Below are 19776 nucleotides of genomic sequence, written 5' to 3'. Positions count from 1 at the left end.
GAGTTAAATATTCTTCGAAAAATTACATCCAAGAACTTCTTGTTCACGTATATTTAAACGTAACCCAAAAATTCAAAAATGAAAAAAATAATAGTATTGTTTGGGGCGATAGGATTGCTTTTATCATCCTGTTCTGTCTCAAAAGTTGCCCGTGAAAAACGAAATCTTCTAAGTGGAACCTGGATTCTGGAGGATGTTTCTTATGAAAATAACACCGGGAATTTCTCGTCAATCCTTTTCAATGATGCCAAGGATATCTGTTTTGAGGGAAGTAATTGGTTTTTTAGGGATAATAATAGTACTGGTCGTTATACTATAGCCCCTTCGAGCTTATGCGCTGGTGGAGATCGTTATATTCGGTGGTCGGTGATCGATCGGGACGAAAATTATACCAGTCAATTGCAATTCAAATTTATAGATGCTAAGAACAAGGATATTTCGGGTGGATTGGGATATCGTCTTAATATTGCCTCATTATCCGCTACCGACATGACTTTAAAATCGAACAATCAAGTTGATGGTGAAAGCATTACCATCGTTTATAATTTTACCAAAAAATAGAACATGAAAAATTTAGCAAGAAACAGTGTTTATATAATCCTAAGCATGGTATTGATTACTGGGTGTAGTGCCACCCGTAATGCCAATAATAAGCAAAAAGGCGCGGTTATAGGGGCCAGTGGAGGTGCCGTTATCGGAGGGGTACTTGGGAACAACATAGGAAAAGGGAACAATACAGCTTTAGGCGCCATTATCGGTGCTGTCGTTGGTGGTGTTGCCGGTGGATATATTGGGGATCGAATGGACCGCCAAGCCGAACGCATCGAGGAAGAAATCCCAGGGGCGGAAGTAACCCGTGTAGGTGAGGGTATTAATGTAACATTTACCGAGGAGGCTGGAGTTTACTTTGACACCAATAAATCATACGTTAAAGGAACATCAGCCGCCACATTGGAAAAACTAGCCGGTATATTCAAAGAATATCCCAAAAGCAACATTCTCGTAGAGGGACATACCGATAGTGCCGGACCTGACGATTACAATATGAAGCTTTCGCAACAAAGAGCGGAATCGGTTACCAATTACCTTATATCCCAAGGTATAAGTGCGGATCGTTTTACTATTAAATGGTATGGCGAAAATCAGCCTAAGGCTGATAATTCCACCGCAGAAGGTAAATCAAAAAACCGTAGGGTCGAACTGGCCATTGTTGCCAGTGAGGAGCTCAAGCAAGAAGCCATCGAGAAAACCAAGGGGTAATAAGCAAAAAGTTTTAATAGGAATCCCGGCACATATTGCCGGGATTTTTTTATGGAATTATGTACCTTACCAAAAGTGTACGTACATGATATCATTATAATAGGAGGGGGCCTAGCAGGACTTACGGCAGCAATCGATTTATCCTGCCAGGGGTACGAAGTGGTTCTTTTTGAAACCAATACCTATCCTCATCATAAGGTTTGTGGGGAATATATTTCCAATGAAGTACGTCCGTACTTAAAACGATTGGGAATAGATCTATCAGCAGAAGGTGCCGTTGAAATTACCGACTTCGAAATAAGTACGGTCAATGGGTATAAGGCAGTGGCCCGATTGCCTTTAGGGGGTATGGGCATGAGCCGATATGCCTTCGACAACCTGTTGTACCAAAAAGCGATTGAACAGGGCGTTTCATGCAACTTTTTGAAAGTGACCGAAGTTGAATATAAAAACGACCGATTTAATATTAAGGCCGGTAATAAAATGTTTTATGCCAAAGTGGTCATTGGCGCATATGGCAAACGGTCGGTTTTAGACAAATCCCTAGGGCGTGATTTTAGTTTTAAGAAAAATGCTTGGTTGGCAGTCAAAGGGCACTTTTACCATCCAAGTTTTCCACAGAACTTGGTCGCACTTCATAACTTCGAAGGTGGATATGGAGGCCTATCAAGAACCGAGAGCGGTGCGGTTAACTTTTGCTACTTGGCCAATTACCAGAGTTTTAAAAGATATAATGATATTGCGAAGTTCAATCAAAATGTAGTAGCTGAAAACAAGTTTTTGAAACAATTCCTGAACGAAGCCCAACCCGTATTTGACAGTCCCAAAACCATCGCCCAAATTTCATTTCAAAAGAAATCGCCTGTTGTCAACAATATCTTGATGTGTGGTGACACAGCAGGACTCATTCACCCGCTTTGCGGTAATGGCATGGCGATGGCCATCCATAGTGCTAAACTTGCTTCAACGGTTATAGGCGAATATTTTGGTAAAGCCGCATACAGCCGCTCACAAATGGAGCATGACTATGCGAAAGTTTGGAATAGAACTTTTAAACAGAGATTGTGGTATGGAAGAAAACTACAATATTTATTACTGGGAAAAAGGTATTTTGAGGTTGGTGTAAGAATGGTAGGGAGTTCAAAAAACCTTTTGGGGTTCCTAATTCAAAAAACCCATGGGCAAATTATAGAATAATGAGCGATTTTAGAAACCGAAGCGACCGGAAAGAGCTACTGGATGACTACCAAGGAACGATAGAAGAACTGGCTATTGTTTTAAAGGATATAAATAGGGTGAATCGTTTGCTAGGTGGTTACTCCATTACACTAAACGCTGTATTGAGGCTGATTCAGGAATATCCGAAAAAATCATATACGATTTTGGATATAGGCTGTGCTGAAGGAAATATGCTCCGTGAGCTTGCAAAGACCGCCAAAAAGCGAAATATAAAACTACACTTGATTGGGGTGGACCTCAATAGCGATGCTTTGACCTTGGCAAGATCATCATCGGCAAATTTTCCGGAAATAACCTACCATGCAAAGGATATCCTTAGCGCAGATTTTTCCGATTTTGGCTGTGATATTGTAATTACCACCTTGACCATGCATCATTTTAAAAATCCTGAAATACTGAATTTTATCCAAAAGTTTACCCGGTTATCGACTATTGGGGTCGTTATAAATGACCTACAGCGCAGTGTCATTGCCTATTATCTATTTAAAGTTTTTAGCCTTATTTTTATAAAAACAAAAGTTGCTAGGATAGACGGATTGATCTCCATAAGGCGGGCCTTTCAGAAATCGGAACTTTGGGAACTGGCCAATTCGTTGCCCAATGTCGATCATGAAATTGCTTGGAAATGGGCTTTTCGATATGTCTGGATTCTAAGAAAGAAGCAACAATCGAGTTCCTATGAATAAATCACGAATTGTTGCCGTAACTAAAGAATTGCCGATATACTGCCGGGAAACAAAGGATATATTGCCATTTGTTGAAATATGGTTGCAAGGACAGGATCCGCGATTTAAACGTAAGGTGGTTAAAATATTTGAAGGTGCTGCCGTGGATAAGCGATATGGTATTATGCCTATAGAAGAGGTATTTCTATCTACTTCTTTGGAGGAGAAGAACGCTATTTATATTCGTGAAGTTAAGAATTTGGGAACAACCGTATTAAAAAAAGCCTTGGAAAAGGCAGATTGGCGACCAGATTCATTAGATTATATCATTACGGTAAGCTGTACTGGCATCATGATACCTTCGCTGGATGCTTATTTGATCAATGCCTTGGATTTGCGACAGGATATTGTTCGGTTGCCTGTAACGGAAATGGGCTGCGCCGCTGGGGTTTCAGGTTTGATTTATGCCCATAATTTTCTAAAATCAAACCCAAACAAAAGAATTGCTCTGGTATCCGTGGAGAGTCCAACAGCTACGTTTCAATTAAATGATTATTCAATGGCAAATATGGTAAGTGCGGCTATATTCGGTGATGGCGCGGCCTGTGTACTTCTGTCTTCCGAGGACAATGCACAAGGCCCACGTATTATAGGGGAGGAAATGTACCATTTTAAGGATGCCACCCATCTCATGGGTTTTGATTTGACCAATCACGGATTAAAAATGATATTAGATCCCGCGGTACCAGAGACGATTGCGCAACACTTTCCGGCTATAGTACACCCTTTTCTAGAGAAAAATGGAAGTGACATTAATCGAGTAGACCATTTGATCTTTCATCCAGGGGGCAAGAAAATAGTCAAGACCGTTGAAGAACTTTTTGGTGCACTGGGTAAGAATATTGATGATACCCGAGAGGTGTTACGACTTTATGGTAATATGAGCAGTGCGACCGTGCTCTATGTTTTGGAACGCTTTATGGCAAAAGAAATACCCAAAGGCGATCAGGGACTTATTTTGAGTTTTGGGCCCGGTTTTTCAGCCCAAAGGGTACTTCTGGAGTGGTAACGTTATAGTACAGGAATAAACAAACATAAAATGAAGAAAGATTGGGCACTTATATTGGGAGGGAGTAGCGGTTTAGGATTGGCTACGGCTAAAAAATTGGCTCGTCATGGTTTTCATATCATTGTTATTCACCGGGATAGAAGAGCGGATTTGGAGGAAATTAACATTGAATTTAATAAAATATCCACGTTTGGGGTTCAATGCAAGGCATTTAATACGGATGCCGTCCAAAGCGATAAGCGAAAGGAACTGATCCATGAGATTCAGGCCTTGCTTCCTGAAGGTCATAAAATCGGGGTGTTGGTGCACAGTATAGCGAAAGGAAGTTTAAAACCTATGTATGCAGACAGACCCCAAGCCTTGAACGATCAAGACTTAAAAATAACCTTTGAGGCTATGGCCTTGAGTCTATATGACTGGACAAAAGATTTGGTGTATGCCAATTTGTTTTCAGCGGACACCCGCATTATATCCTTTACCAGTGAGGGCAATACACGGGCACTACCGGGTTATGGTGCGGTATCGGTGGCCAAGGTGGCATTGGAAGCACTTACACGAAACATTGCTTTGGAATTTGCGCCAATTGGCATTAAGGCCAATTGCATTCAAGCAGGAGTTACCGAAACCAAGTCCTTTGCAATGATTCCAGGCCATCAACAAATCAAATCCAAAGTATTGGAACGTAATCCCAACAAAAGGCTGACCACCCCTGAGGATGTTGCCAATGTAGTCTATTTGCTTACCATGGATGAAGCTAAATGGATTACAGGGACTACTATAAAGGTTGATGGGGGCGAAAGCTTAAGATGAATTAACTCAATACCCTATGAATACAGATTTAATCGTAGACCAACTGCCTTATGTAGCTCCTTTCCTTTTTGTCGATACCGTGGAGCGTATCGATGATATGGGCGTAGAAGGGAATTTTACGTTTCGAAAGGAATTGGATTTTTATAGAGGCCATTTTAAGGACAACCCCGTGACACCAGGGGTTATCCTGACCGAGTGTTGTGCCCAAATAGGTTTGGTCTGTTTAGGTATCTTTCTTTTGAATGGGTCAAAAGGAACACCAAACTTAAAAATTGGGCTTAGTAGTTCCCAAATGGAGTATTATAAACCTGTAATGCCAGGGGAGAAAGTAAAGGTGGTTTCAAAAAAAATCTATTATAGATTCCATAAATTAAAATGCGATGTACGTATGTACGATTCAAAAGAAAGTCTGGTATGTAAAGGAATATTGGCAGGAATGTTAAAGAGGGATGTTGATGAATAGGCGCGTAGTAATTACGGGATTGGGGGTATGTGCTCCCAATGGGGTAGGACTATTCGATTTTACCAATGCCTTAAGGGATGGTAAAAGCGGTATCCGGTTTCAATCAAAACTGGAAGAATTGGATTTTGGATGCCAAGTTGCTGCAGAGCCTTTGGTGAAGGATAATATATTGAACAATTATTTCACCCCATTACAACAAAGAGGGTTGAACGCAACAGGAATTGTGTATGGTGTGATTGCAGGCGTTGATGCTTGGTTGGATGCAGGGTTGGATAAAAACACCACCAATGAACCTCGTTGGGAACACGGTGTGCTCTTCGGTACAGGTATTCTTGGGGTAGATAAGTTTCGCGAATCCATACACCTTGTAGATGATAAACAGGTGAGGCGACTTGGGAGTACTACGGTATTGCAGACCATGGCAAGTGGAATAAGTGCGTACCTCGGGGGCATTTTGGGCTGTGGAAATCAAGTTACCACGAATTCCTCTGCCTGCACGACGGGAACAGAAGGGGTATTAATGGCTTATGAACGCATTGCTGCAGGAAAGGCAGACATTATGCTTACAGGTAGTTGTAGTGATAGTGGCCCTTATGTTTGGGGCGGCTTTGATGCCATGCGTGTATTGCCCCGAACGTATAACAAGACTCCGTCCAAAGCAAGCCGACCTATGAGCGCTTCAGCAAAAGGATTTGTTCCTGGCAGTGGGGCAGGGGCCATGGTACTGGAATCTATGGAAAGTGCTGAAAAAAGAGGTGCCAGGATTTATGCAGAGGTCTTGGGAGGCGAAATCAATTGTGGTGGTCAAAGGGGTGAGGGATCAATGACCGCGCCCAATTGTGTTGCTGTACAACGTTGTATCAGCAATGCGATTAAAAATGCTGGAATAACTTCAAATGATATAGACGTTATCAATGGACACTTGACGGCCACTTCAAAAGATGCGGTTGAAATTGGGAATTGGAGCGCTGCCCTAGAACGGAAAGGATTTGATTTCCCTTATATCAACTCCTTTAAAGGTACCATAGGGCATTGCTTGGCCGCCGCTGGGAGTATAGAATGCGTGGGTACTGTATTGCAGTTTAAAGAAGGTATGATTTTTGGGAACGTAAACTGTGAGGATGTCCATCCTGAGATCCTCGATGTCATCTCGGAGACTAGAATTCCACATAAATCGATGCCCCTACATCCCAAGATCATCGCTAAGGCCAGTTTTGGTTTTGGGGATGTCAATGCTTGTGTTATATTTAAGGAGTTTCAATAGTGTATTGTACTAAGAGGCTAGGTTTGAAAAAATGTGAGGTCAATTCAGTACCATGCCTCAAACTTTATTAACCAAAAAACTGCTGTTATGGGGGAAGAAACCAAATTTCATATCTTAAGGGACATTATAAAAGTGTACCTACCGGAAGACTTATCGGTTGATGCAATTGTCCCAACTAGTAATTTCTTAGATGAATTGAATATAAATTCGGCCCATTTGGTGGATATCGTATTGGATGTGGAAGACGCCTTTGATATACAATTGGAAAATGAGGATATGGATCGGATGCAAACTGTTAATGATGCCCTTGATATTATTGCCAAGAAAGTACAAGCTAAATTGACCTAACCAATAGATACTGGATTAGTCTTTTACAATCCATGGCCTTTGGGGTTTTAAACGTATACCTTTTATTCGTTTACGGATTTTTCAGGTATAAGCAAGGAAGCCATAATTCCAACTACCAGGGAAACCGAAATAACGGTCAAGGAAACCCATTCTGGTAATTCGATGTTGTGGGAAAACAACATTTTGAGTCCCACGAAGGCCAAGATCACCACAAGGCTATAATTGATAAAACGGAACTTCGCCAACATTCTTGAAATAAGGAAATACATGGAGCGGAGTCCAAGTATCGCTAAAATATTGGAACTAAAAACAATAAATGGATCTGCGGTTATCGCCAAAATTGCGGGAATACTATCCAAAGCGAACAATACGTCGGTCAGTTCGATGATGATGAGCGCTACAAATAAAGGGGTAGCGGCGGTGATGCCCATCCGTTTTACAAAAAAGTGATTGTCCTTAATGGTACTGGTAATAGGGTATATCTTTTTGATTTGCCTAAAGACCCAGGATTTCTTTGGTTCGAAATGCGAATCGTCAGATCTCAACATTTTAAACGCCGTATACAACAGGAATACCCCAAAAACATAAATGATCCAATCGAATTTGGTGATCAGTGCCACCCCAAAAAGAATCATTAACCCTCGAAATACGATGGCTCCAAGAATACCCCAAAACAAAACCCGATGTTGGTATAGTGGTGGAATTTTAAACGCCTGGAAAATAACGGCAATGACAAAAACATTATCGATACTCAGGGACAGTTCAATAAGATAGCCCGTTATATATTTAAGAACGGCATTGTTCGGTGTAAGCCCCGTAGGATTATCCACCATTCCTGATGAAAACAACCAATAGATCACTCCACTGAATGATAATGCCACCGTGACCCAAATGGCGGTCCAAATACCGGCTTCCTTACTTTTGATAACATGTTCCTTTTTATGGAAAACACCTAAATCCAATGCAAGGAAAACAATAACCAAAGAGATGAATAATATCCAAACCCACATAACTCAATCCTAAATTTAGAAGGCACGAAGTTAAGTAGTATTTTTGAATTGGAATAATGAACTTTTTCGAGAAGTTTCTTATTTGGCCCAAAAATTGCAATAGCAATAAAAAAGGCAGAATCGCTGCCATAATAAACCGATTTTTTTTACCTTTTCAGGAATTAAAAAGACTTTCATCAAAGCATGTTCATTAAAAAATAAAAATATGAAACGAATTATTTTACTTTTCACGGCAATGTTATTAACCCAAATAGGTGCCGCCAACACTTTTCCACAGGAAGGTGATGGTGTCATTAAGGCCAAGGCTAAGGAATTGACAAAAAAATATACGGCTGAGGTTGGACTGGAGGCCGATCAATTGGAAGTTTTTGAGCAAACCCTTACCGGATATCTTATGAAAAGGGCAAAAGTGGGGAAATTGAATGTTTCGGATACGGATAAATTGGTCATGTTAAAACAATTGGCTTCCCAAGAGAATGAGGATATGGAAGCATTGCTTTCCAAAGGGCAGTATAAGAAGTATATCAAGGCCAAGACAAAGTTACAACCTTAAACCACTTTTTATTTTAGGCTAAAAGAACCGATAGGACCATATTCCTTTGTAAATGGTCTTATCGGTTTTTTTGTGTGATTTTAACTCGTTTAATGTAGAAAACTCGGATTAGATTCGTCGTACAAATTACGAACAGACCCGAGCAAGGATGATTTTGTCGATAAATAGGCCGATATACTCGTTAAATGCGATATTGAGGTCGTAAGGCCCAAACCCCATTTTTTGTATATTGGAGGATGGGAAAGCATGGTATTAAAATGAAAAACACCAGATATGGGATAGTTGGCTGCGTAATCTTTCTTATGGGATTTAATCATGTAATCGCACAGGAGTACCAACCTTCAAAAATCGAGGTAAAAAAACATACGGTCATGGAACTGTACGAGCCAGATTTGGTTTTAAGCGTTGATGAGCGTAAACAGTTAAAGAAGAAACGCAAAAATACCTTGGAGCGTCGAAAACGTATTTTGGATACCTTGACCATTACAGAGCGACGCAGACAACGACTTTTGAAGGCACTCCATAAAAATCCATTCTCAAATCAATTGAACAAGGCTTTGGCCGATATCGAATTTGAGGAAGAAGGCATGGATAATTAGCCATTTAAAACTAGCTCGAATTAAACAAAACCTCTAAAATATCAGAGGTTTTTTTTATACTTTAAAGGGAAATCTTACTTTTAATAATTGCTAATAAACCGTTAAATATTGATAATGTGCTCTTTAGAATGTAGATGAAAGCAAATTAATTTGTAACTTAATGCATCAAAGAAATAGTTTTTGTTTAACCCCATAAATCAAATCCTATGAACGCACGCTCTCACACTGTAAGTTCTACAAGCCTTGAACCCAAGGAAAATATGCTGGTTATTCAATTGGAACGTAACTTGATGGATGTTGACCAATTACGCAACAAGCTGAACGCGTACTATTGTGAACCTCAAACTTATAGTCATTTTGAACGGATAGAATCGTTGAAAAACGGATTGGAATCCATCAGAATGACGAACAAAGAAATTATTAATTCCCTAAAAGGACATAAGGAATCGGTTAAGGGTTATTTGGATAAGGTAAAAGAACAATATGCCAACTTCAATGAGCTTAGACAAGGGGTTGAGGAATATTTAGGATTGGTACAATCCAGATATGCACATTAAATGGGGCAATTATACTATATAAAAAGCCCTGACGGTAACGTCAGGGCTTTTATTTATTTTACTTATAACCCAAATTATCCTAAATAGGTTTTTAAAAGTTTGCTTCGGGAATTATGACGTAACTTTCTAATGGCCTTCTCCCTTATTTGGCGTACACGCTCTCGGGTAAGGTCGAATGTTTGGCCAATTTCGGCCAAGGTCATTGATTGCTGGTCACCAATACCGTAATAGAGTTTCACAACATCGGCCTCCCTTGGAGACAAGGTATCCAGCGCCCTGTTGATCTCGGTATTCAGTGACTGTTGCAATAATAACTTATCGGGCCTTGGTGATTCCCCGGAACGCAACACATCATAAAGATTGGAATCTTCCCCTTCCCTTAGTGGGGCATCCATGGAGACGTGTCTCCCCGAATTTTTAAGCGATTGCTTAACTTCGGTAACGGTCATTTCAAGTTCTTTGGCAATTTCCTCAGGGGAAGGTGGGCGTTGATGGGCCTGTTCCAAATAAGAAAAAGTCTTTTTTATTTTATTTATCGATCCTATCTTGTTCAGAGGAAGTCGAACCACCCTTGATTGTTCTGCCAGGGCCTGCAAGATAGACTGACGTATCCACCAGACGGCATAGGAGATGAATTTAAACCCTCGGGTCTCATCAAAACGTTTAGCGGCCTTAACGAGTCCTAAATTGCCTTCATTGATCAAATCGGGCAGTTTTAGACCTTGGTTTTGATACTGTTTGGCTACCGAAACTACAAATCGTAAATTGGCCGTGGTCAATTTTTCAAGGGCAACTTGATCCCCTGTACGTATTCGTTGTGCCAATTCTACCTCTTCCTGAGCGTTTATCAATTCAATTTTACTGATATCCTGCAAGTATTTATCCAATGATTTTGACTCTCTATTGGTTACCTGCTTGATGATCTTAAGTTGCCTCATATGTGTGTGATTAGTGTTTTAAATTGAACATTATACAAGAGTTCATAATACATTAAAATTCTGTCTTTTCCAAAGGATACCGTGAATGTTATACAATATTTATGAGAAGTTTTTGATTTTAGGTCGAACTGGACTGTTGTTTTCTAAGAGCAAAGTGTATTTTTGAAATCCAAGAACATGGTATGAGTAAAAGAGCTCTTAAAAAATATTTGACAGATCTGAAAAAGAAAGAGCTAGAAGCACAGCTCATGGATCTTTATACCCGATTTCCGGTAGTAAAAGAATATTACGATTTCATTTTCAATCCGAAAGAGGACAAAATGATCCAAGAGGCCAAGGCTAAGATTTCGAACGAATATTTTCCTTTAAAAAGAAGGCGGCCCAAAGCACGCCGTTCCGTGGCGCAGAAATATATTAAACATTTCATCAAATTGGGAGTGGAGTCACACTTGGTGGCCGATCTTATGTTATATAATCTTGAAGTGGCCCAAGCCTTTTCTATGGATCGCAATGTACCAGATTCGTTTTATAAGAGCATGCTGAATTCGTTCAACGAAATGGTCCGTTATATTTCTTTAAATGCTTTATTACCTAATTTTAGGGATAGGATCGTCAAAACATACAATTTTACGCAAGAAAACAAGTGGGGTAACGAGGAAGGTTTTTCCCGGGCTCTTGATATTTTGGATTGATATGGGAATAGTAATTATTAGACAAGACGACAAAATAGGTATGTGGAAGGAAGCATTGCAATTATATGCACCCCAAATACCTGTTTATAGTTATTTGGAAGACCACCCAAGGGAAGCCATAAAAATGGCGTTGGTCTGGAAACATCCTAAAGGCACTATCGTGGGGTATCCCAACTTGGAATGTATCGCATCTAGCGGTGCGGGGGTAGATTTCTTATTCGAAGATCCACAGTTGCCTTCCCATATTCCAATAACGCGGGTGGTTGATGAATACTTGGCGATGGATATGTCCGAGCATGTTATTGCCTTGATCCTTGCCCAGTTAAAAAATTTGTATCACTATAAGGTGGATCAAGGTAATACGATTTGGAAACCTATCGCGTACAAGCGCATTGCCGATATGACCGTCGGAATAATGGGACTTGGGGCCTTGGGATCGGTACTGGCCAAGGATTTGGTCCGTTTTGGTTTTAGGGTCCAAGGCTGGTCCGGTTCAGAAAAGAATATAAAGGGAGTCAAGACATTTACGGGTTCCCACGCACAGGCGGAATTTCTGCAATCGACCCAGATCTTGGTATGTTTGTTACCTTTGACCCCTTCAACTACGGGTATCCTGAATGCTGAACTTTTTAATCAATTACCAAAAGGGGCGCACGTTATCAATGTGGCCCGCGGTGGTCATCTTGTTGATGAGGACCTTCTGAAAATGCTCGATAATGGTCATCTAGCGGGGGCTTGTTTAGATGTGTACCATCAAGAGCCTTTGCGTTCGGATCATCCTTTTTGGGAACACCCCAAGGTTCATATGACCCCGCATTACGCCAGCGTTTCAGATACCAATTCGGTGGTGCCCCAAATCATTGAGAATTACCGTAGGCTAATCAGTGGCGAAGCCTTATTGAATCGGGTATCCGATACCAAAAAGTATTAAAATATACTGGACTTGACATCCCGAACGGTGATTGGTGTGAAACAATGCGGTTTTGGATTGAGTTTATACCCATTGACTTATTCTCACCTGCGATCACCATCCTAAAGGAAACGACAGGATCGTCTTTTCGAGGCTTCAACTTGGTTCAGGTCAAACACCGGCAAGAATCCAATTTCAATTAATCGTTGTAGTTTAAGGGTTAAATCGTTCTTCATCAACCATGTAGAGAAATTCTTTCAGAATGCCGTTTTTATTTTTCGAGAATTTCCGCTTTTAAATTTCGTGCAGGTATTTATTTCTGTTAATTTTGCAAAATTGGACTTTGCCGAAGCGAAAAGGAAATCCAGTATAAGAATTACAAAAATACCTGTTTGGAGATACAAAAAAATACAACGGAAAAGACGCTATACGATTATCAGCTGGAAGACCTCAATACGATTTTCGATTATTTGGAGGAAGCACCTGATAATGTTAATCTGCTATACCAATTGCCAACGGGTGGGGGCAAAACGGTTGTTTTTTCTGAAATAGCCAAACGGTATATCTCCAAAACCAATAAAAAGGTCGTTGTACTAACACATCGCATAGAATTAAGCCAACAGACTTCCCGCATGCTCAGTGGTTTTGGGGTCAAGAACAAAATCATCAATAGTGAGGTAAAGGAGCTGAGAGACCAAAACAAGTATATGTGTTTTGTGGCCATGGTAGAGACCTTGAACAATCGTTTACAGGACGATAAGGTTGAAATCAACAATATAGGCCTTGTGATCATCGATGAGGCCCACTACAACTCGTTCCGCAAGCTCTTTAAATATTTTGAGAATGCTGTCATTTTAGGGGTTACAGCAACGCCATTAAGTTCCAACATCAAACTCCCGATGAAGGACAATTATAAAAAGTTGATCGTGGGCGAGTCTATTGCCTCATTGATAAAAAGAAAGTTCTTGGCGAAGGCCAATATGTATAATTATGATGTGAGCCTGCAGGGTCTAAAGCTTGGGATTAACGGGGATTATACGGTAAAGTCATCGGATGAACTCTATGGTAACCAAAGCATGTTGGGCAAACTGTTGAGTGCCTATAATGAGATTTCGAAAGGGAAAAAGACCCTTATTTTCAACAATGGTATCAATACCTCGATCTATGTGTATGAGACCTTCAAAAAAGCCGGTCTCCCCATTAGGCACTTAGACAATAAAAATTCAGCTGCAGAGAGGAGGGAAATTCTAAAATGGTTTTCAGAGACCCCTGATGCCATTCTCACCTCGGTCAGTATTTTGACCACTGGTTTCGATGAACCTACCGTTGAAACCATAATGCTAAATAGGGCTACCCGTTCCTTGACCCTATACTTTCAAATGATCGGTCGGGGCTCTAGGATATTGCCTGACAAGGAGGAATTTACCGTGGTAGACTTAGGAAATAATGTCGCCCGTTTCGGGATGTGGAATGCGCCTATCGATTGGCAGGAAATCTTCCATTTCCCTGATTTCTATCTTGAAAACATAAAGAACGATGAGGAAATTGAACGGGAGTTCGTTTACGAGATGCCACAAGAGTTACGTGAAAAATTTGCAGCTTCCAAAAATATTGAGTTCGATGTAAAGGCCGAATACAAAAAGATCTTTGCCCAAGGTTTAAAATCAAAACTTGTTTTGGAAAACAGTATAGAACAACATGCCAAAATTTGCGTTGAAAATGCCGAGGATGTCTTTGATGCCCGTATACTGGCCAAATCCTTGAAAGAGGAAATCGCCTATCGGGTACGTCAATATTCCTATTGCATAATGAACAACACCAAGAATTACAAAGAATGGTTAGAAGAGGATTATGAACGTAGATTACGTTCAAGGATTTCCAAACTATTCGCTGAGCGGATGTGATCCAGGCCTAAGTAAAGTTGGTGATTCGAAATGCAGCGAACAATGGACCAAAAAGTACGGTCCATGATTGCTGTAGCCATTCAATACATCGATAAACCCTATAAATCCGATGCCGGAAATACCAAAACAACTCCTTATTATCGGCTATACTTGGCCTGAACCTATTACAACGGCGGCCGGTAGACGTATGATGCAATTAATACGCATTTTTCAGGAACAATTGTATGACATTACCTTTGCCAGTACGGCAACGAAAACCAAATATTCGACAGATCTGGAGGCCCTCGGGATTAAAGTGCAAAAAATATTTTTGAACGATTCCGGTTTTGATACGTATGTAAAAGAGTTAGCCCCCAACATAGTTTTGTTCGACCGTTTTTTTACTGAGGAGCAGTTCGGTTGGCGTGTCACGGAATTCGCCCCGAATGCCCTGAGGATCCTCGATACCGAAGACCTACATTCCCTACGGCAAGTAAGGGAGCGGCATTTTAAAAAGAATATCCGCTTTACGGTTGAAAAGTGGTTGCGGAACGATATGACCAAACGTGAAATGGCTGCTATCTATCGTTCTGACCTTTCTTTGATCATCTCCACCTATGAAATGAAGCTGTTGCAACAAGCGGTTAACATCGACAAAAAATTGTTGTTGCATCTACCTTTTCAATTGGATCCCATTACCGATTCCAAAATGGCCAATTGGCCAGGCTTCAATGCCCGAAAGGACTTTGTCTGTATCGGTAATGGCAAGCATGCCCCCAATATTGATGCGATGGTTTGGTTAAAACAAGAGATTTGGCCCTTGATCCGAGAGGCCTTGCCCGATGCCAAGATACATGTATACGGTAGCTACTTTCCGCAGCAGTTGCAAGAAATGCATCATCCGTCATCAGGATTTTATATCGAAGGCTGGATTGAAAGTGTGGAAGAGGTTATGAAAAAACACAGGATCAATTTGGCGCCCTTGCGTTTTGGCGCTGGGATTAAAGGGAAATTGATAGATGCCATGGGCTACGGTACGCCCAGTATTACCACCAGTATCGGAGCAGAGGGGATGCATGGGGATTTACCTTGGAGTGGTTGGGTTACTGATGATGCCGAAAGTTTTGCCAATGCTGCTGTTGCCCTATACAACCATGCATCCGACTGGCGGCAATCACAAGAAAACGGGGTAGCTATCATCAACACATTCTATAACAGAAAAGTATTGGATAAAAGGCTTTTGGACAACATTGAATCCCTTGAAAACAACCTAGTAAAGCTCCGGGAAGCAAATTTCTTGGGAGCACTATTAAGGCACCAAACACTGAATAGCACTAAGTATTTGTCTAAATGGATCGAGGAAAAAAACAAGGAATAGGTTGGTTTATGAGCGATTTTATGGATTAGCACTTTTCTTTCTGAACATGACCACCGCGCTCAGGGATAAGCCAAGATAATAATCGTTTAGGATTCTCGTAAATAACCTAGACCTCGGTACCCTCCCGAACGACTTTGACAGGATAGTCACTTATAGCTATCATAGCTTAGCGGATTGTTATTTAGTTTTAAGACTAGCGTAGAACTCCTTTTCAAAGAGTCGATAAAAACCATAAGATGTTTTATCGTTAAAAGGGAGAAACTGCGTAAAATAAACGATCGCAATCCCTTTATCATTATCCAACGTGTAATAGGAATTAGCAACTCCTGCCCAATATGCCGAGCCTTTCGTGCGCACCATCTCATTATCGCTATTTTCAATTGCCCAAGCTAAACTAAAGGTGTCCGATTCATCTAGAAAATGCCCTACTGTATCCGGCAGTCCGCCTTCTGGGATATCAAAATTGAGGGTAAGGCCGTTGGGAAGCGCATTTTTGAACAATAACCCAACTGTTTCAGGTTTAAGGATTTGACCACCTTCATATTTACCTTTATTCATAATGCAAGTAAGAAATGTGAGGTAATCTTTAGGACACCCGAATAAACCTTCACCACCAATAAATTCCGTAACGGGCACTGCTGGAATGCGAGGGTATTCTTTAAATCCAATGGAATCTCTCATTCCCCAGGAAACAATCTTTTCTTTCAAGTTATCAGGAACATTAAACCAAGTACTATTCATTTTTAATGGTCCAGTAATATTCTTCCTTAAGTAATCTTCGAGGTTATCCCCACTTATTTTTTCAATAATTTTTCCTACCCAATCTGTATTTCTTCCATAATGCCATTGTTCACCGGCTTCGAACAATCTTGGTAAGTCATCGTGTTCCCATCCTGTTTTATCAAAGGTTTGCAGACGCTCATCAAATAAATCATATCCAAATCCGGCAGTATGGTTTAGTAGATGTCTTAAAGTTATGCTTTTACTGGCTTCAACAATATCCCCTTCTATTGTTAATATCGGTATAGAGGTCATTTCTGGCATTAACTCATCCAAAGGCTCATCTAGATCTATCAAACCTTGTTCAACGAGTTGTAATGCAGCAACAGACGCAATAGCCTTCGTCATTGAATAGATTCTAAAGATATTATTTTCATGTATCGTGTCTTTTCCACCCCATACCGATGGACCATATGCATACCAGCCCATTTTTCCGTCCTTAGTGCTATAACCCATAATTGCAGCAGGAAGATTGCTTTTTTGAAAATAGGCATTCAGGGGTGATGAATCAACTACAATTTTACTTTGTTGTTCCTGGGTTTTACATCCGGTTAATATCGAAATGATAATCAGTGAAAAAAGTAATCGCTTCATAATTTAGTGGTTATAGGTTAGCATAAATGTTTGCCAATGTATTAGGATAGGAATCGGTTTTAATCATTTATATCCACCGATGTTGAAACAAGTTCAACACGGGTAACGAAGTTAGTAGAAATTTCGGTCATGCTAAGTACGTAAGAATAGGGAGTTATCAATGGTTTTCAACAACACTGATTTTGCTCCTTTCTGGTTGTAAATATCCTCTCTTTATGGCATAGTAGAAATCCGATATGATTACCTTTGTGGGATACTGGAATAAAAATAATACAATGAAAAAGGGGCTAAGAATTACATTGATTTCGTTGGGTTCATTGATAGCTTTAGCGTTGATCTTGGCGCTCATAGGATGGATCTATATTAAATCCTCCTTCCTCACATTTGAAAAGGACTTTGTTGAAAATAAAGACCTTCAGGAGATAACCATAGATGGTTACACGTTCATTGACCGAAATAACAATGGGGCTTTGGAAATTTATGAAGACGATCGAAGGTCTACCGAAGAACGGGCATCTGATTTGCTTTCCCAAATGACCATAGAGGAGAAAATACATCTGCTTAAAGGTTCGGGTATGGCATCTGGAGTAGGAATGGTTGAGCCGGGTGAAGGAATTCCCGGAGCTGTTGGGACTATTGTGCCAACCCCGAGATTGGGTATCCCTACAGTTTACCTTTCCGACGGACCAGCTGGACTGCGTATTGAGCCTTCTCGCAAGGGGGAAGAGCGGTCGTATTATGCAACCGCATTTCCTATAGGAACGTTGCTTTCTTCCACATGGAATGTTGACCTCGTCGAAGAAGTGGGTAGAGCAATGGGGAATGAAGCCAAGGAATATGGGGTTGATGTAATTCTGGGACCTGGAGCGAATATTCATCGGCATCCACTTTGTGGCCGGAATTTTGAATATTATTCCGAAGATCCCGTGCTGACCGGGTTTATCGGTGCGGCCATGGTCAATGGAATAGAATCTAACGGTGTAGGTGCTTCGGTGAAACACTATGTGGCCAACAACCAGGAAACCAACAGGAATTTCAATGATACCAAGATATCTGAAAGGGCCTTACGAGAGATTTATTTGAAGGGATTTGAGCTCATTGTAAAAAAGTCCCAACCATGGACGGTCATGTCATCCTATAACATGGTGAATGGTACCTATACTTCCCAAAGCAGGTATCTGCTTACCGATGTTTTAAGGGACGAATGGGGATTTAATGGTCTGGTAATGTCAGATTGGTTTGGGGGTCAAAATGCTGTTGAACAGATCAAAGCCGGGAACGATTTATTGGAACCCGGTACCAAAAAACAGTGGAAAGCATTGTTGAATGGCTATAAGGATGGGGCATTGTCCGACGAGGTAATCGATACATCTGCAAAACGTATTTTGAAACTTGTGATTGAATCACATAAAATGGATAATTCCGAATACACCAACAATCCCGATCTTGCAGCCCATGCACAAATTACCAGGCTATCTGCTTCAGAAGGCATGACGCTATTAAAGAATGATGGCGTTTTGCCGATTACCGAAAATGTCAATGTAGCACTATTGGGCTCAACTTCGTATGACTTCATAGCAGGGGGAACCGGTTCTGGCGATGTGAATGAGGCGTATTCCATTTCTTTGGAGCAAGGCTTGTTGAACGTTGGCGCAGAGCTGAAATCCATGTCGCTTGAAAGCAAGGCCATTATGGGGCAAGGCCAGCAAAATGTCGGATTTGAAATCAATGAAAAGGCTAAGGGTATTTTTGAAGAATTCAAAGGATTGCACGAGGAAGAATTTGTTAAACCCGAGGGTTTTTCTGCCATGTTGACGCCTTACAGCCCACCACAGATCGATTACACAACGGAACAATTGAATGAGATTGCAAGAACTTCCGATATGGCCATTATATCAATAGGTAGAAATGCGGGTGAAGGAGGGGACAGGGTTGAAGCGGATGATTTCTTGTTGACGGAATTAGAAAGTAGGTTGATAAAACGTACTTGTGAGATTTACCATGCAGCTAGTAAGAAGGTGGTGGTTATACTCAATATTGGTGGAGTCATAGAAACAGCTTCATGGAAAAATCAACCTGATGCCATTTTACTGGCCTGGCAAGGTGGACAGGAAGGCGGAAACTCGGTAGCTGATATTTTAGCAGGAAAAGTGAATCCAAGCGGGAAGCTACCTATGACCTTTCCAATCCATCTTGATGACCATGCCTCCAATGCCAATTTTCCTTTGGATGGGGAACCCATGAAGGTTGTGGATATGTTCTTAGGAAAGGAAGAAAAGCCTGAACATAAAAAAATAAGAAACAAAGATTATACAGTATATGAAGAAGGGGTTTATGTGGGGTATAGGCATTTTGATAAAGCCAAAATAGAGGTGTCCTATCCTTTTGGATATGGCCTTTCCTATACCGATTTTGAGTTTAGCGATATAGAGGCTAATAAGGAGAATGGTATGATTACAGTTACTTTGAAAGTTAAGAATATCGGTAATCTACCTGGGAAAGAAGTAGTGCAGTTTTATGTTTCCAAACCGAATTCGACAATAGATCGTCCAATCCAAGAGCTAAAGGCCTTTTGGAAAACCCCTACGCTAGAATCTGAAGAAATCGTTGACGTGATGGTACAGATACCTATATCCGAATTGCGATACTGGGATGAGGATAATATGGGTTGGTCGATCGAAAAGGGTAACTATACCATACGTGCGGGTTCTTCCTCTAGGGATTTGCGACTCTTTACGGAAATCGAACTCTAAAAGTAGCCGTT

20 protein-coding genes are annotated in these 19776 nt (G+C 40.8%); 17 read left to right on the top strand and 3 right to left on the bottom strand.

Annotated elements, in window-relative coordinates:
* Positions 1 to 78: 78 nt before the first annotated feature.
* The 9 genes from HPE63_RS02790 (at position 79) to HPE63_RS02750 (ending at position 7118) form a co-directional block, all read left to right on the top strand.
* A complete protein-coding gene (locus HPE63_RS02790; protein ID WP_188312699.1) occupies positions 79 to 561 on the top strand; it encodes a lipocalin family protein in 483 nt (160 codons plus the stop codon).
* A 3-nt stretch (positions 562 to 564) separates the two neighbouring features.
* A complete protein-coding gene (locus tag HPE63_RS02785) occupies positions 565 to 1260 on the top strand; it encodes an OmpA family protein (RefSeq protein WP_223198031.1) in 696 nt (231 codons plus the stop codon).
* Between the two features lie 51 nt (positions 1261 to 1311).
* On the top strand, positions 1312 to 2457 hold the full coding sequence (locus HPE63_RS02780; protein WP_223198030.1) for an NAD(P)/FAD-dependent oxidoreductase: 1146 nt from the start codon (positions 1312 to 1314) through the stop codon (positions 2455 to 2457).
* A complete protein-coding gene (locus HPE63_RS02775) occupies positions 2457 to 3185 on the top strand; it encodes a methyltransferase domain-containing protein (RefSeq protein WP_188312698.1) in 729 nt (242 codons plus the stop codon). Before HPE63_RS02780 ends, HPE63_RS02775 begins: the two co-directional genes overlap by 1 nt.
* Positions 3178 to 4233: a type III polyketide synthase gene (locus HPE63_RS02770; RefSeq protein ID WP_188312697.1), complete on the top strand. Its 1056-nt coding sequence runs from the start codon at positions 3178 to 3180 to the stop codon at positions 4231 to 4233. Before HPE63_RS02775 ends, HPE63_RS02770 begins: the two co-directional genes overlap by 8 nt.
* A 30-nt stretch (positions 4234 to 4263) precedes the next feature.
* A complete protein-coding gene (locus HPE63_RS02765) occupies positions 4264 to 5043 on the top strand; it encodes an SDR family oxidoreductase (RefSeq protein WP_188312696.1) in 780 nt (259 codons plus the stop codon).
* A gap of 16 nt (positions 5044 to 5059) precedes the next feature.
* The gene (locus HPE63_RS02760) at positions 5060 to 5506 is read left to right on the top strand and encodes a 3-hydroxyacyl-ACP dehydratase FabZ family protein (protein ID WP_188312695.1); all 447 of its coding nucleotides are present in this window, start codon (positions 5060 to 5062) and stop codon (positions 5504 to 5506) included.
* The gene (locus HPE63_RS02755; RefSeq protein WP_188312694.1) at positions 5499 to 6770 is read left to right on the top strand and encodes a beta-ketoacyl-[acyl-carrier-protein] synthase family protein; all 1272 of its coding nucleotides are present in this window, start codon (positions 5499 to 5501) and stop codon (positions 6768 to 6770) included. Before HPE63_RS02760 ends, HPE63_RS02755 begins: the two co-directional genes overlap by 8 nt.
* Before the next feature lie 87 nt (positions 6771 to 6857).
* Positions 6858 to 7118 (top strand): phosphopantetheine-binding protein, encoded by a 261-nt coding sequence (locus tag HPE63_RS02750; protein WP_188312693.1) that lies wholly within the window; start codon positions 6858 to 6860, stop codon positions 7116 to 7118.
* Positions 7119 to 7180: 62 nt separating this feature from the next.
* Here HPE63_RS02750 and HPE63_RS02745 read toward each other — a convergent pair whose 3' ends face one another.
* Positions 7181 to 8128, bottom strand: coding sequence for a TerC family protein (locus HPE63_RS02745; protein ID WP_188312692.1), 948 nt, complete (start codon positions 8126 to 8128; stop codon positions 7181 to 7183).
* A 205-nt stretch (positions 8129 to 8333) separates the two neighbouring features.
* Between HPE63_RS02745 and HPE63_RS02740 the strand changes: the two genes are divergently transcribed.
* From HPE63_RS02740 to HPE63_RS02730, 3 genes are all read left to right on the top strand, one after another.
* The gene (locus HPE63_RS02740) at positions 8334 to 8681 is read left to right on the top strand and encodes a hypothetical protein (protein ID WP_188312691.1); all 348 of its coding nucleotides are present in this window, start codon (positions 8334 to 8336) and stop codon (positions 8679 to 8681) included.
* A 257-nt stretch (positions 8682 to 8938) separates the two neighbouring features.
* Entirely contained in the window at positions 8939 to 9280 is a 342-nt protein-coding gene (locus HPE63_RS02735; RefSeq protein WP_188312690.1) for a hypothetical protein, read from the top strand.
* 206 nt (positions 9281 to 9486) lie between these two features.
* Complete coding sequence (locus HPE63_RS02730; protein ID WP_188312689.1) at positions 9487 to 9837, top strand: hypothetical protein; 351 nt, start codon at positions 9487 to 9489, stop codon at positions 9835 to 9837.
* Between the two features lie 74 nt (positions 9838 to 9911).
* On the opposite strand, the gene HPE63_RS02725 is transcribed toward HPE63_RS02730, so the two are convergent.
* Positions 9912 to 10775, bottom strand: coding sequence for a sigma-70 family RNA polymerase sigma factor (locus HPE63_RS02725; protein WP_188312688.1), 864 nt, complete (start codon positions 10773 to 10775; stop codon positions 9912 to 9914).
* Between the two features lie 182 nt (positions 10776 to 10957).
* On the opposite strand from HPE63_RS02725, the gene HPE63_RS02720 reads away from it, so the two are divergent.
* The 4 genes from HPE63_RS02720 (at position 10958) to HPE63_RS02705 (ending at position 15638) form a co-directional block, all read left to right on the top strand.
* Positions 10958 to 11467 carry a DUF6155 family protein gene (locus HPE63_RS02720; RefSeq protein ID WP_188312687.1) on the top strand — a complete coding sequence of 170 codons (510 nt, stop codon included), beginning with the start codon at positions 10958 to 10960 and terminating at the stop codon, positions 11465 to 11467.
* Position 11468: 1 nt separating this feature from the next.
* A complete protein-coding gene (locus HPE63_RS02715) occupies positions 11469 to 12398 on the top strand; it encodes a 2-hydroxyacid dehydrogenase (protein ID WP_188312686.1) in 930 nt (309 codons plus the stop codon).
* Between the two features lie 371 nt (positions 12399 to 12769).
* The gene (locus HPE63_RS02710; protein WP_188312685.1) at positions 12770 to 14281 is read left to right on the top strand and encodes a DEAD/DEAH box helicase; all 1512 of its coding nucleotides are present in this window, start codon (positions 12770 to 12772) and stop codon (positions 14279 to 14281) included.
* Between the two features lie 109 nt (positions 14282 to 14390).
* A complete protein-coding gene (locus tag HPE63_RS02705; protein ID WP_188312684.1) occupies positions 14391 to 15638 on the top strand; it encodes a glycosyltransferase in 1248 nt (415 codons plus the stop codon).
* Between the two features lie 177 nt (positions 15639 to 15815).
* Here the strand turns inward: HPE63_RS02705 and HPE63_RS02700 are convergent, their stop codons facing one another.
* Positions 15816 to 17012 (bottom strand): serine hydrolase domain-containing protein, encoded by a 1197-nt coding sequence (locus HPE63_RS02700; protein ID WP_188312683.1) that lies wholly within the window; start codon positions 17010 to 17012, stop codon positions 15816 to 15818.
* Positions 17013 to 17287: 275 nt separating this feature from the next.
* On the opposite strand from HPE63_RS02700, the gene HPE63_RS02695 reads away from it, so the two are divergent.
* On the top strand, positions 17288 to 19765 hold the full coding sequence (locus tag HPE63_RS02695) for a glycoside hydrolase family 3 C-terminal domain-containing protein (protein ID WP_188312682.1): 2478 nt from the start codon (positions 17288 to 17290) through the stop codon (positions 19763 to 19765).
* Positions 19766 to 19776: the final 11 nt, after the last annotated feature.

Source organism: Maribacter arenosus (assembly GCF_014610845.1).
Lineage (GTDB): Bacteria > Bacteroidota > Bacteroidia > Flavobacteriales > Flavobacteriaceae > Maribacter_A > Maribacter_A arenosus.
The sequence above is the reverse complement of the archived record's forward strand: the minus strand, read 5'-3'. Positions and strand labels throughout refer to the sequence as shown.

Excerpts from the sequence above, each read along its gene's own strand:
- HPE63_RS02790 (WP_188312699.1), top strand. The coding sequence starts at position 79 with ATGAAAAAAATAATAGTATTGTTTGGGGCGATAGGATTGCTTTTATCA.
- HPE63_RS02760 (WP_188312695.1), top strand. The coding sequence starts at position 5,060 with ATGAATACAGATTTAATCGTAGACCAACTGCCTTATGTAGCTCCTTTC.
- HPE63_RS02775 (WP_188312698.1), top strand. The coding sequence starts at position 2,457 with ATGAGCGATTTTAGAAACCGAAGCGACCGGAAAGAGCTACTGGATGAC.
- HPE63_RS02705 (WP_188312684.1), top strand. The coding sequence starts at position 14,391 with ATGCCGGAAATACCAAAACAACTCCTTATTATCGGCTATACTTGGCCT.
- HPE63_RS02735 (WP_188312690.1), top strand. The coding sequence starts at position 8,939 with ATGAAAAACACCAGATATGGGATAGTTGGCTGCGTAATCTTTCTTATG.
- HPE63_RS02730 (WP_188312689.1), top strand. The coding sequence starts at position 9,487 with ATGAACGCACGCTCTCACACTGTAAGTTCTACAAGCCTTGAACCCAAG.
- HPE63_RS02700 (WP_188312683.1), bottom strand. The coding sequence starts at position 17,012 with ATGAAGCGATTACTTTTTTCACTGATTATCATTTCGATATTAACCGGA.
- HPE63_RS02785 (WP_223198031.1), top strand. The coding sequence starts at position 565 with ATGAAAAATTTAGCAAGAAACAGTGTTTATATAATCCTAAGCATGGTA.
- HPE63_RS02750 (WP_188312693.1), top strand. The coding sequence starts at position 6,858 with ATGGGGGAAGAAACCAAATTTCATATCTTAAGGGACATTATAAAAGTG.
- HPE63_RS02720 (WP_188312687.1), top strand. The coding sequence starts at position 10,958 with ATGAGTAAAAGAGCTCTTAAAAAATATTTGACAGATCTGAAAAAGAAA.
- HPE63_RS02715 (WP_188312686.1), top strand. The coding sequence starts at position 11,469 with ATGGGAATAGTAATTATTAGACAAGACGACAAAATAGGTATGTGGAAG.
- HPE63_RS02780 (WP_223198030.1), top strand. The coding sequence starts at position 1,312 with ATGGAATTATGTACCTTACCAAAAGTGTACGTACATGATATCATTATA.
- HPE63_RS02695 (WP_188312682.1), top strand. The coding sequence starts at position 17,288 with ATGAAAAAGGGGCTAAGAATTACATTGATTTCGTTGGGTTCATTGATA.
- HPE63_RS02770 (WP_188312697.1), top strand. The coding sequence starts at position 3,178 with ATGAATAAATCACGAATTGTTGCCGTAACTAAAGAATTGCCGATATAC.
- HPE63_RS02745 (WP_188312692.1), bottom strand. The coding sequence starts at position 8,128 with ATGTGGGTTTGGATATTATTCATCTCTTTGGTTATTGTTTTCCTTGCA.
- HPE63_RS02755 (WP_188312694.1), top strand. The coding sequence starts at position 5,499 with ATGAATAGGCGCGTAGTAATTACGGGATTGGGGGTATGTGCTCCCAAT.
- HPE63_RS02725 (WP_188312688.1), bottom strand. The coding sequence starts at position 10,775 with ATGAGGCAACTTAAGATCATCAAGCAGGTAACCAATAGAGAGTCAAAA.
- HPE63_RS02765 (WP_188312696.1), top strand. The coding sequence starts at position 4,264 with ATGAAGAAAGATTGGGCACTTATATTGGGAGGGAGTAGCGGTTTAGGA.
- HPE63_RS02740 (WP_188312691.1), top strand. The coding sequence starts at position 8,334 with ATGAAACGAATTATTTTACTTTTCACGGCAATGTTATTAACCCAAATA.